The sequence below is a fragment of the Halorubrum sp. genome, from assembly GCF_046498025.1.
Taxonomy (GTDB): domain Archaea; phylum Halobacteriota; class Halobacteria; order Halobacteriales; family Haloferacaceae; genus Halorubrum.
On record NZ_JAWOBM010000051.1, the window covers coordinates 1 to 12043 of the forward strand.

The window sequence follows — 12043 nt, forward strand, 5'->3', positions numbered from 1 at the left end:
GGTCGATCTCGGCGAACGGCAGGTCGTAGGTCCGGTTCGGCTCGACGGCGTTCTGCGTCGCGATGACGGTGAATGGCGTCGGCAGCGAGCGGCTCTCGCCGTCGACGGTGACCTGGGTCTCCTCCATCGCCTCGAGCAGAGCGGCCTGGGTCTTCGGCGGTGCGCGGTTGATCTCGTCGGCGAGGACGACGTTGCCGAAGATGGGGCCGGGCTGGAACTCGAACTCGCGACGCTTCTGGTTGAAGACGTTGACGCCGGTGACGTCGGTCGGCAACAGGTCCGGCGTGAACTGGATCCGGCTGAACGTACAGTCGATCGACGTCGCGATCGACCGGGCCAGCATCGTCTTGCCGACCCCGGGGACGTCCTCGAGGAGGACGTGCCCGCGTGCGAGGAGGGCGGTGATCACGTGCTCGATCTCGTCGTCGTGGCCGACGATCACCCGGCTCACGTTCGTGGCGACGTCCTCACACAGCCGGGAGACGTCGGCCACGGAGAGGGGCTCGGTCGACTCGGGGCCGTGGTCCCGTTCGGTCGGCGGGGGCGTGTCGGCGTTGGTCATGGATTCGAGGTCGCGGGACCAGTGTTCGGGGCACGCTGGTCGTTCGTACTACGTTCCTCAAGGGACTCACGGACATAGGCATTGTCCCTCCACTGGTCGCTGCAGGGTCGCTGTGGGGCCGCTGCGGGCCGGGACCCTCGCGCGACGATCGGTCTGCCGCTAGCCAGCGACGGTCGGTCGCCACTGGCCGGTGACGGTCGGTCGCCGCTAGCCAGCGACGGTCGGTCGCCACTGGCCGGTGACGGTCGGTCAGCACTGGCCGGTGACGGTCGGTCAGCACTGGCCGGTGACGGTGGGTCGGCACTGGCTGGCGATGGTCGGTCGCCACTGGCCGGTGACGGTCGCGCCTCGAGACGGCCGGAACCCAGGGCCCGGGAGCGCCGTCGCTGGTCGATGCGACGTTCGGAAAACGATACCGCTACTGAATCGATCTACAACCGCTCGACGTTGGTTGCGCGCGGGCCTTTCTCGGCCTCGACGATGTCGAACTCGAGCTCCTGACCCTCCTCCAGGTCGGGACCACCGACGTCCTCCATGTGGAAGAAGACGTCCTCGTCCGCGTCGTCAGTCTCGATAAATCCGTAGCCGCCAGTGTCGTTGAAGAAGTCAACCTTCCCTTTCGCCATTGCACCCGTATAGCCGCGAGGCCGACATAAAAGGCTTCCGCGAGCGAGTTCGCCGTGCCAAGGCGGGACACACCCGCCCGCGTCCGGGACCCGTCGGAGGTCCGTTCCGCCGTGTTAGTAACTACTATACGACCACAGTGCAGAACCGTTAGATATGAGTCAGTCGTACAATCGAGGCCTCATCGAGGACTTCAGTCGGTGGAAGGAGTTCGAGGCGGGGATGTGGGCCTGGATCTTTCATAAGTTCACGGGGTGGGTGCTCATCGGCTACCTGTTCACCCACATCGCCGTGTTGAGTACCGGAATCCCGGCGGCGGGTGCGGGCGAAGCCGCGATCATGGCGGGAGAGGACGTGTACACCCAGACGATCGTCAGCTTAGAGAGCCTGCTGTTGGTGCGGCTCCTCGAAGTCGGACTGCTCGCGGTGGCCGTCTTCCACATGCTCAACGGGACGCGGCTGCTCCTCGTCGACCTCGGCGTCGGCCTGGACGCACAGGACAAGAGCTTCTACGCGTCGCTCATCTTGACCGGGGCGATCACCGTCGCGTCGGTGCCGACGTTCATCGCGGGGGCGTTCTGAGATGGCCCAGCGCTACTCCTCGTTCCAGTCCGGCGGCCGGATGTGGTTGCTCCAGCGGATCACGGCGGCGTTCCTGCTCGTCGTGCTGGCGTTCCACTTCTTCCTGCTCCACTTCGTCCACCACGCGGACGAGGTCTCGTTCCTCGCCAGCTCGGCGCGGATGGAGCAGATCAGCTACTACTCGCTGATGATCCTCTTCCTCGTGACCGCGACGTTCCACGGGGTCAACGGGGTGTACAACGCCCTCATCAACCAGGGACTCACCGGCACCAAGCGTACCGTCATCAAATGGACCCTCGTCGCCGCGAGCGCGGTCCTGATCGTCCAGGGCGTGCGCACCGCGAACGCGTGGGCGGGCATCGGACTCTACTGAACCGACCATGAGCACACAGATACCAAAGCAGACCGAGGAATCGAGCGAGACGGAAACCGAGGCCGACGTCCCCTCCAAGGGCGACGAGCGGCGAGCCGAGAAGCGGCGTCGGGCCGCCGAAAAGCGAACGCAGCGGCAGGCCGAGGAGGCCGAGCGGGCCGCGGCCGACGAGGACACGATCGAGCTGAAGGTGTTCCGGTACGACCCCGAGGTGGAGGGGAAACAGGAGCCCCGGTTCGACACGTTCCACGTCCCGTTCACCAAGGGGATGACCGTCCTCGACGCGCTGATGTACTCGCGGGACACGTACGACTCCTCGCTCACGTTCCGCCACTCCTGTCGGCAGGCGGTGTGCGGCTCGGACGCCATGTTCGTCAACGGCGGCCAGAAGCTGGCGTGTAAGACCCAGATCGTCGACCTCGAGGAGCCGATCCGCGTCGAGCCGCTCCCGCACGCCGAGGTCGAGAAGGACCTCGTCGTCGACATGGAGCACTTCTACGACCAGATGGAGGCCGTCGAGCCGTACTTCCAGACGAACGAGTACCCCGACGGCGAACTGGAAGAGCAGCGCCAGACGCGGGAGAACCGCGAGAAGGTGAAGATGTCGACGCGCTGTATCTGGTGTGCGGCGTGTATGTCCTCGTGTAACATCGCCGCCGGCGACAACGAGTACCTCGGCCCCGCCGCGATCAACAAGGCGTACCGGTTCGCCATGGACGAGCGCGAGGGCGAGGACATGAAACAGAAGCGGCTGGAGATCATCGAGCAGGAGCACGGCGTCTGGCGGTGTCAGACGCAGTTCTCCTGTACCGAGGTGTGCCCGAAAGACATTCCGCTCACCGAGCACATCCAAGAGCTGAAGCGCGAGGCGGTCAAGAACAACCTGAAATTCTGGTGACCACGGGAGACACGCTCAAGGGCATCCAGAACCAACGAAATATCATACCTACAATGCACGAACACGACGTCGTCGTTGTCGGCGCCGGGGGGGCGGGACTCCGGGCGGCGATCGCGGCGCAAGAAGCCGGGGCCGACGTGGCCATGGTCTCGAAACTCCACCCGGTCCGCTCGCACACGGGCGCGGCCGAGGGCGGCATCAACGCGGCGCTGCGTGACGGCGACTCCTGGCAGGACCACGCGTACGACACGATGAAGGGGTCGGACTACCTCGGCGACGCGCCGGCGGTCGAGGCCCTCTGTCGGGAGAGCCCGGAGGAGGTCATCCAGCTCGAACACTGGGGGATGCCGTTCTCCCGAGAGGAGGACGGCCGCGTCTCGCAGCGACCGTTCGGCGGCCTCTCGTTCCCCCGAACGACGTACGCCGGCGCCGAGACGGGTCACCAGATGCTCCACACGATGTACGAGCAGGTGGTCAAACGCGGGATCACGGTGTACGACGAGTGGCACGTGATGGACCTCGCCGTCACCGACGAGGAGGACCCGGCCGACCGCACCTGTCACGGCGTCGTCGCCTACGACATCCAGAGCGGCGAGGTCAGCGGCTTCCGCGCGAAGAACGGCGTCATCCTCGCGACGGGCGGGATGGGTCAGGTGTTCGACCACACCACGAACGCGGTCGCGAACACCGGCGACGGCGTCGCGATGGCGTACCGCGCGGGCGTCCCGATGGAAGACATGGAGTTCATCCAGTTCCACCCGACGACGCTGCCGTCGACGGGCGTCCTGATCTCGGAGGGCGTCCGCGGCGAGGGCGGGATCCTCTACAACCGCAAGGGCGAGCGGTTCATGTTCGAGCACGGCTACGCGAACAACGACGGCGAGCTGGCCTCCCGGGACGTCGTCTCGCGCGCCGAGCTGACCGAGGTCAACGAGGGGCGCGGCATCGAGGACGAGTACGTCCACCTCGACATGCGCCACCTCGGCGAGGAACGCATCCTCGATCGGCTGGAGAACATCCTCCACCTCGCGGAGGACTTCGAGGGCGCCGACGGGCTCACGGAGCCGATGCCGGTCAAGCCGGGTCAGCACTACGCGATGGGCGGCATCGAAACCAACGAGTTCGGCGAGACCGTCATCGGCGGGCTGTACGCCGCGGGCGAGTGCGCCTGTGCGTCGGTCCACGGCGCGAACCGTCTCGGCGGCAACGCCCTCCCGGAGCTCATCGTCTTCGGCAAGCGCGCCGGCCGCCACGCCGCCGGCGAGGACATGGGCGAGGCCGAGATCCCGACCGGCAAGGAGGGCGAGTGGGAGCCCGCGGACTACGAGTTCGACGTCGAAGTCGGCGAGACGGGCGGTCGTGGTCCGGCCGCTGCCGACGGCGGCGCGGTGGCGGCGGACGCCGAGGGCGTGCTCGGCACCGCCGTCGAGCGCGCAAAAGACCGGGTCGACGCGCTGCTCTCGCGGAGAGGCCGCAACCACGCCGAGATCCGCTCGGAGGTCCAACGGACGATGACCGCCAACGTCAACGTGTTCCGCGAGGAGGGTCGGCTCGAAGAGACACTCGTCGACCTCCGCGAGGCTCGCGAGGCGTACAAGGACGTCGCCGTCTCCGACCCGTCCCGGACGTTCAACACCGACCTCATCCACACGATGGAGACGCGGAACATCCTCGACATCGCGGAGGCGCTCACGATGGGCGCGCTCGCTCGCGAAGAGTTCCGCGGCGCTCACTGGCGTAAGGAACACCAGGAGCGGAAAGACGCGAACTGGCTGAAACACACGCTCGTCTCGTGGAACGACGGCGAGCCCGAACTCTGGTACAAGCCGGCGATCCTCGAGGGCGAGGACAAGACGTACGAGCCGAAGAGCCGCTCGTACTGAACCGCCGGGACCGACACGATCGTTCCGGATCGTTCACGGTCTCCTATCCGTCGTCGGTCGAAAAGACAGGCGCGCTCGGCCGCCCTCCCGGCCGACGATCGAGGACGACGCCGTCGGCACTCCGTCGTTTCGACGGCGTTCGGCGATCTGTCGTCGGTGTCGCGTGTTTCGACGATCGTTGAAAAGGGGGTTTATTATTGTCGAACCCGTCGCTCCGATCAAGATGATAGAGACAGAGACCGCACGTCCCGCGGCGCCGGCCCTGCCGCCGGAGCTGCAGTCTCCCCGCGCGAAGCTCGTGTACCTGTATCTGACGACGAAAGGTACCGCCACCGTCTCGGAGATGGGCGAGTCGCTCGGCATGAAGAAGATCTCGCTGTACAGTATCCTGAAGACCCTCAAGCGCGAGGGCATGGTCGACTGCGACGGCGACACCTACGCCCTAAACTGACCCGCGACCGACGAGGCCGTTCTCGACGCCGACGCCCGACCCCGCCAGCGGAGCGTTTAGGGGCTCGGAGGACGCAGTAGGTACGTGGACGCGAATCAACAGGAGTTCAGGAACCCGTTCGGGATGGACACGGCGTGCGAGAACTGTCCCGGACTGTGCGACGAGCGCGAGCGCGTCGTCCACGGGTACGGCGACGTCGGCGCCGAGTTCCTCGTCGTGGGGACCGCGCCGACGGCCGCCGCCGAAGCGAACGGCGTGCCATTCACGGGGGCGGACGGGGGCGAGCGGGTCCAGTCGATCTTCGCCGACCTGGGGTTCGTCCGATCGCCGCCGGACGCGACGGAGCCGGACGTCCAGAACGTCTTTTTCACCAGCCTGACGCGCTGTCGGCATCCGGACCGCGAGCCGACCGACCGCGAGGTCGACACCTGCGAGCCGTTCCTCAACGCGGAGGTCCGGATGATCAACCCCCAGATCATCGTCCCCGTCGGGGAGCGCCCGCTCCGCGAGCTCGCGCTCGAGTACACGACGCGGCGGCCCGACTCCTTCGACCTCGACGCCGAACACGCGACGACGATCCGCGGGCGCGGGTTCGAGCTGGTCCCAATGAAAGAGCCCGCCGAGATGACCGACGCCGAGGCCGACGCCTTCCGCGAACACATGCGCGAGAACGTGTTGAGCCGGGACTACCGGCAGACGAAGGGCCGACAGAGTCGCTGAAGGGGCGACGCAGCCGCTGCACCAGCGGGAGCGACGCAGCCGCTGCACCAGCGGGAGCGACGCAGCCGCTGCACCAGCGGGAGCGGGGAAAACCCGGGAGTCAGGCCGGGTCGTCGAGGTCCTCCACGTCGTCGATCGCGTCGCCAAGCAGGTCGGTCGTCGCGTCCTCGCTGTCCGCGCCGAACGCGCAGTCGACGAGGATGTGTCCCCCGAGCGTCGACGGCGAGATCACCTGATCCGCGCCGGCCCGGCGGAGCTTGTCGATGTTCTCTCGCTGAGTCACCGCGGCGACGATCCGCACGTGGGGGTTGAGCTGGCGGGCGGTGAGGATGGCGAGCGCGTCCCGCGCGTCGTCCTCGGTCGCGGCGACGACCGCGCGAGCGCCGTCGAGGTTGACCCGCTGAAGCGGCTCCACGTCGCTGGGGTCCGCAGTGTACACCGGGATGTCGCGGTCGGCGAGCCGCCGAGCGGCCGTCTCGTCGGGCGTCACCACGGCGTACTGGACGCCGTCGCGGGCGGCGAGTTCTTCGAGTATCGGTTCCGTCAGGTCCCCGTAGCCGAGCACGAGGACGTGGTCGTCGAGGAGGTCGATCTGTCTGTCAGTCATCTTTCCGAGCGCCTTGGAGAGCTGGGCCTCGATGGCGGGCGTGAGGAGGACCCCGAGTGCCACCGCGAAGGCGGCGACGTTCATCACGAGCGAGGAGAGCACGAACAGCTGCGCGATGTCGGCGGCCGCGCCGGGTTCGGGGGTGATGTCTCCGTAGCCGACCGTGGAGGCGGTGACGACGGTGAAATAGAAGGCGTCGACGATCGTCTCCACCCCGGCGAACTGGTCGCGGAGCGCGTACGTGCCGACCGTTCCGTACGAGATGGCGGTCACGAGCGCGGCGCCCGCCGCCAGCTGCGTCGGCGACGGGGAGAACCGCCTGTCGAACCGCCCGCGGGTGAAGAGGAGCGAGGGCACCGTCAGGACCGACAGCGCTACCAGCGGGAACGACAGCACCGACGCCTGCATCATCCCCTGTATCGCGGTCAAGGGGAGCAACACGGCGGTCGAGTACCAGCCGGCGCGGTACCCGTTCTTCAGCGCGAACCCGCTGCCCAGCATCGAAAAGCCGGTGATCGTGCCCGTGAACCCGACCGTCTGCCGGACGACGTCGGGGACGTAGAGGGCGAGCGGCCCGTCGACGCCCAGCCCGCCGATCTGGGCGAGCCCCGCGAGGATCGACAGGATCGCGACCGCGAACGTCAGGGCGATGGACGCCCGCACGGTCACCCACTCGCGGGTCAGCTCCATACCGATTCGATTGCGAGGGCCGACTTAAACCCCGCGAGCGAGACCCGGCGCCGCCTGTCGACAGCGGTTTAAACACACCGCCGAGTGTGGGGCGTATGACGCTGCCCGTCGAGATCGTCTTCGGGATCTACCTCGGGGTCATCACGGGGATCCTTCCCGCCCTGGTCTCCGGGGTGCTCGGATTCGTGTTCAAGTACGTCACCGGGGTGACGATACCCGGACTGGGGGTCGTCGTCCTCGCGCTCGCGCTCGCCGGGATAAACGGGGGGCTCCTGGCGCTCAACGACGAGACGATCCGGTCGTCGGAGCGCGCGCCGGCGATCCTCACGGCGATCGTGGTCATCCTTATGCTCTCGCTGTACGCGCACGCGCAGGGCGACAAGCTCGGTGCCACCGTCCCGAAACGGCTCTCGCTCCAGCAGCTCCGCGACCGCACCCTCTCGACCGACGTCGTCGAGCTGGTCGGCGGCCGCGGACGAGCGACCGTGGAGGTCACGGGGGAAGTGAGCGACATGGAGGGGTATCCGCCGCTGCCGGCCGAGACCCGCCGAGCGATCGTCGACGGGGAGTGGACGTTCCCGGCCCACCTCCCGCTCGTCGAGCTGGAGGACCGGTTCGCCGAGCGGCTCCGCACCGAGTTCGACCTGGCCGACGTCGCCGTGCGGATCGACGAGCGGGCCAACGCGACCGTGGCCGCGGCGCCACCGACCGGGGCGCTCTCCAAGCGGGTTCCGAACGGAAAGCGCGCGGTGTCGGTACCGGCGCTCCTCCCGACCGGGATCGCCCGCGGTGACGTCGTGCGCGTGATGGCTCCCGACCTCGCCGTGGACGGGACGGTGCTGGCCGCCCGCACGAGCGGGCAGCCGGAACCCGGCGCGGGGAAGTCCCCCGACGGCGAGACCGGGAAAGCGGGCGGCGACCCGCCCGGGACCGGACGGAGCGACGCCGAGGCGCGCGGCGACGGCGACGCCAGAACCGACGGCGGCGAGGCGCCCCCGGTTCCGCCGGCGACGAACGCGCCGACGACGACCGGCGGGGAGGGGCGGCTGACGGTCGCGGTCGAACGGACGGAGGCGGCAGCGCTCCTACGCGCGGGTCGCGGACGCGTTCTGGTACTCTCTCGCGGGACGCGGCGAGAGTACGAACTCACGACGCTGCTTCGGCGCGCTGGAAAGCGGTTCCGCAAGGTGTCCGTCGTCCCGGGCGGTCCCCTCGACGGCCACACGATCGGCGAGGTCGGCGTCCGAGAGGCCTACGACGTCGCCGTCCTCGCGGCGCGCCACGACGAGTGGACGATCACGCCGGGCGGGTCACAGCGCCTGTCGGCCGAAGACGAGCTGTTCGTCGTCGGGAGCCGCGACGCGCTCGACCGGTTCGCGGAGGCCGCCCGATGACCGCGGCGACGGCCGCAGCGACCGCCGTCGATGCGGGTGGACTCTGGCACCACCTCGCCGCCGTCGCGTCCCACGCCGCCACCGCGACCCACGTCGCCGTGCCCCACGCCGTCGTCGCGGCCGCCGCGGACGTCGGCTTCGATCGGCCGCGGCAGGCGGTGGCCGCGCTCGCCACCTTCGCGGTCCTCTCCGCCCTCGTCGCCGGGGCGGCGGCGCTGACGTATCGGTGGTACTTCCGCGACGAGGTCCCCGAGGGAGTCACCCTCCTGCTCGGCGTCTCCGTCGTGGCGCTATACCTCAACACGACCTCGCTCGGCGCGGTCGCGGTCGGCGACAGCCCGTCGCTGCTCGAACCGGAGAGCGTCTTCTTCAACGTCGTCTCTATCGGCGTCGCGGCGGTCACCGCCCCGGTCGGCCGGTACCTCGGCGACCGGCTCGCGGTCGACGTGTTCGCGCTCTCGGCCGCCAGCCAGCTGGAGGGCGAACTGAGCGGAATCGTCCGTGCGGTCGGGCGGTTCACGACGGTCACGCTCCCGCCGGCCGAGGAGATCAGAGACATGGACACCTACGACCCGGTGTCACCCGAAAAGAAGGCCGAGATGGCCGATCGGACCCTGCTGTTCGCGCGGAAGCTCTCCGGCGAGGAGCTCCGCGAGCGGCTCGTCTCCCGGGTGAAAAACGACTACGGCGTCGGGTACGTCGACGTCGACGTCACCGACGACGGGGGGCTCGGGTACTTCGCGGTCGGCTCCCGCGCGGCCGGGCTCGGACCGACGCTCGCGCCCGGGTCCGCCGCCGTCGCCGTGGCCGCAGACCCGCCGAACAACGCGACCGCCGGCGACGTGGTCCAGCTGTGGCGGACCGATCCGGAGCCGAAGCGCGTCGCGACCGGCGAGCTCCGCGGCGTCGCCGGCGACGCGGCGACCGTGGCGCTCGACGAGTCCGACGCGGAGGCCCTCGTCGACGAGGAGTCCTACCGCCTCGTGACGCTGCCGACGGAGCCGCAGTCCGACCGGGAGTTCGCCTCGCTGCTCCGGACCGCCGACGAGACGATGGCGGCGATCACCGTCGACGCCGGAAGCGCCCTCGCCGGGAGCACCGTCGGAGACGTGCCGGTCGTCGTCGCCGCCGTCAGACCCCGAGACGGGTCCGTCCAGCCCATTCCGCCGCGCGCGTACGCCTTCGACGCGGGCGACCTGGTGTACCTCGTCGGACGCCCCGACGCGCTCCGTCGGTTCGAGGCCGACGCCGCCGGTGAGAGCGACCGCACCGACGTCGGAGCCGAACCGGCCGACGGAGCGGAATCGGGAGCCGACGGCGGGACGTAACGCTCTTGAGGCGTCCGTGCGGGGCCAACGTATGGAGTGGAAGCTGTTCGCGGACCTCGCGGAGATCGCCGGCGACCGGGTCGTCGAGGTGGAGGCGTCGCCGGGCGACACGGTCGGAGACGCGCTCGACGCCCTGCTCGACGCGCACCCCGACCTCCGGGAGCGCGTGCTCGACGACGGGACGGTGGCCGACCACATCAACGTCCTCCGGAACGGTCGGAGCGTCCACCACGACGACGGGTTGGCGACGACGCTGGAGACGGGCGACGAACTGGCGCTGTTCCCGCCGGTGAGCGGCGGGTCGCACGGACGGTAGATCGGTCGTTTCAAACGGTCACCCGCCGCATCGTTCGATATGAGCGACAGCGACGAGCACGAGGAGGAGGCGCACGACGGCGAGCGCGAGGAGGAGGTGCACGACGATCCGCACCGCGAGGAGTTCCACGAGGACCCGGTCGGACACACGCGCGCGACGGCCGGCATGACCGTCGGCCAGCTCGTCGAGGGGTACGGCGACGCCGGGATAGGCGCGGCGTCTGTCAACGAGGCGGGCGACGTGCTCGCGGAGATGTTCGCGAACGAGGACTGCACCGTCTTCCTCTCGCTCGCCGGCGCGATGGTCCCCGCCGGGATGCGGCGAATCGTCTCCGACCTGATCCGCGACGGCTACGTCGACGCCCTGGTGACCACCGGAGCGAACCTCACCCACGACGCGATCGAGGCTATCGGCGGGAAACACCACCACGGTCGGACCCACGACCCGGAGAAGAGCCTCCGCGAGCACGACGAGGGGCTCCGCGACGAGGGCGTCGACCGCATCTACAACGTCTACCTGCCGCAGGAGCACTTCGCCGCCTTCGAGGGCCACCTCCGGGAGGAGGTGTTTCCGGCGCTCGAAGCCGATCCCGACCCCGACGGCGACCGCGACGCGTCCGGCGACGGCGTCGTCTCCATCGCCGACCTCACGCGGGAGCTCGGTCGCGCGAACGCCGCGGTCAACGAGCGCGACGACGTGGCCGAGGACCCCGGCGTCGCCGCCGCGGCCTCCGAGTGCGACGTGCCCGTCTACTGTCCCGCGGTGCAGGACTCCGTGCTCGGGTTACAGGCGTGGATGTACGCGCAGACGGCCGACTTCACGCTCGACGCCCTCGACGACATGACGGAGCTCACCGACCTCGCGTTCGAGGCCGACGACGCGGGCTGCCTGCTCGTCGGCGGCGGCGTCCCGAAGAACTTCACGCTCCAGACGATGCTCGTCACCCCCCGAGCCTACGACTACGCGGTCCAGATCACGATGGACCCGGAGGCGACCGGCGGGCTCTCCGGCGCGACCCTCGAGGAGGCTCGGTCGTGGGGGAAACTGGAGAAGGACGCGCGTAACGCTTCCGTCTACGGCGACGCGACCGTGATGCTGCCGATGCTGATCGCCGCGGCCCGCGAGCGCGTGGAATAGCGTCACGTGCGGTCCCGATCGCGCCATCATATATAAACCGATCTGCGGTGGCGCGTGCCTCCGAGCGGTCGCCCTCGGCGACCGCGAGGAGCGCATGCGAGGGACGCGGCGAACGTGGTAACCGATGTACATATCCAAGCCTGCCGCTGAAGCACCTAAAGAGAGTGACTGGTTCCCGCTGAACACTGGAAGGCTATGTTTCCCCTCATCTAAATCGAACTTCTTATCTATCTTCTCTTCAACAGCATCGTATATCTTTTCAGCGAAGGAAATGTTCTCTTTAACTCCCCTATAGTACTCTTTTTCTATGACCTTTTTTAACTCGTCTTTACTCATCCCTAGAACGTAAGAAAGTACAGTGATCCCAGCGACACCCTTGATCAAATCTGATTTGGAATACTCCTTGGATAACTCGTCTATAGGTAATCCGATGCCATCTCCCTCTTCGGTATCCCCTGAGTTGTAGATCAACATACCG

The 12043-nt window shown here is 68.4% G+C and carries 13 protein-coding genes; 10 read left to right on the top strand and 3 right to left on the bottom strand.

Features of this window, described 5'->3' with window-relative positions; all coding sequences use genetic code 11:
* Window positions 1–562: AAA family ATPase (locus R6U01_RS10565; protein ID WP_410286419.1), on the bottom strand; the 562-nt coding region annotated here is incomplete at its 3' end.
* Window positions 563–993: 431 nt separating this feature from the next.
* Complete coding sequence (locus R6U01_RS10570; protein ID WP_410286420.1) at window positions 994–1188, bottom strand: cold-shock protein; 195 nt, start codon at window positions 1186–1188, stop codon at window positions 994–996.
* 154 nt (window positions 1189–1342) lie between these two features.
* Here R6U01_RS10570 and sdhC point away from each other — a divergent pair, with 154 nt between their 5' ends.
* The 6 genes from sdhC (at window position 1343) to R6U01_RS10600 (ending at window position 6093) form a co-directional block, all read left to right on the top strand.
* Window positions 1343–1768: a succinate dehydrogenase, cytochrome b556 subunit gene (gene sdhC, locus R6U01_RS10575; protein WP_410286421.1), complete on the top strand. Its 426-nt coding sequence runs from the start codon at window positions 1343–1345 to the stop codon at window positions 1766–1768.
* 1 nt (window position 1769) lies between these two features.
* A complete protein-coding gene (locus R6U01_RS10580) occupies window positions 1770–2141 on the top strand; it encodes a succinate dehydrogenase (protein WP_410286422.1) in 372 nt (123 codons plus the stop codon).
* A gap of 7 nt (window positions 2142–2148) precedes the next feature.
* A complete protein-coding gene (locus tag R6U01_RS10585; RefSeq protein ID WP_410286423.1) occupies window positions 2149–3039 on the top strand; it encodes a succinate dehydrogenase/fumarate reductase iron-sulfur subunit in 891 nt (296 codons plus the stop codon).
* Between the two features lie 53 nt (window positions 3040–3092).
* Window positions 3093–4922, top strand: coding sequence for an FAD-binding protein (locus R6U01_RS10590; protein WP_410286424.1), 1830 nt, complete (start codon window positions 3093–3095; stop codon window positions 4920–4922).
* Between the two features lie 223 nt (window positions 4923–5145).
* Complete coding sequence (locus tag R6U01_RS10595; RefSeq protein ID WP_410286425.1) at window positions 5146–5373, top strand: helix-turn-helix domain-containing protein; 228 nt, start codon at window positions 5146–5148, stop codon at window positions 5371–5373.
* Between the two features lie 84 nt (window positions 5374–5457).
* Window positions 5458–6093, top strand: a complete 636-nt coding sequence (locus R6U01_RS10600; protein ID WP_410286426.1) for a uracil-DNA glycosylase family protein — start codon at window positions 5458–5460, stop codon at window positions 6091–6093.
* 100 nt (window positions 6094–6193) lie between these two features.
* Here the strand turns inward: R6U01_RS10600 and R6U01_RS10605 are convergent, their stop codons facing one another.
* A complete protein-coding gene (locus R6U01_RS10605; RefSeq protein ID WP_410286427.1) occupies window positions 6194–7390 on the bottom strand; it encodes an NAD-binding protein in 1197 nt (398 codons plus the stop codon).
* 95 nt (window positions 7391–7485) lie between these two features.
* On the opposite strand from R6U01_RS10605, the gene R6U01_RS10610 reads away from it, so the two are divergent.
* From R6U01_RS10610 to R6U01_RS10625, 4 genes are read left to right on the top strand one after another with little or no spacing between them, the layout of a single operon-like run.
* Window positions 7486–8784, top strand: a complete 1299-nt coding sequence (locus tag R6U01_RS10610) for a potassium channel family protein (RefSeq protein ID WP_410286428.1) — start codon at window positions 7486–7488, stop codon at window positions 8782–8784.
* Window positions 8781–10112, top strand: a complete 1332-nt coding sequence (locus R6U01_RS10615; protein ID WP_410286429.1) for a potassium transporter TrkA — start codon at window positions 8781–8783, stop codon at window positions 10110–10112. The genes R6U01_RS10610 and R6U01_RS10615 overlap by 4 nt, the downstream gene beginning before the upstream one ends.
* 31 nt (window positions 10113–10143) lie before the next feature.
* Complete coding sequence (locus tag R6U01_RS10620) at window positions 10144–10428, top strand: ubiquitin-like small modifier protein 1 (protein WP_410286430.1); 285 nt, start codon at window positions 10144–10146, stop codon at window positions 10426–10428.
* A gap of 39 nt (window positions 10429–10467) precedes the next feature.
* Complete coding sequence (locus tag R6U01_RS10625) at window positions 10468–11565, top strand: deoxyhypusine synthase (protein WP_410286431.1); 1098 nt, start codon at window positions 10468–10470, stop codon at window positions 11563–11565.
* Window positions 11566–12043: the final 478 nt, after the last annotated feature.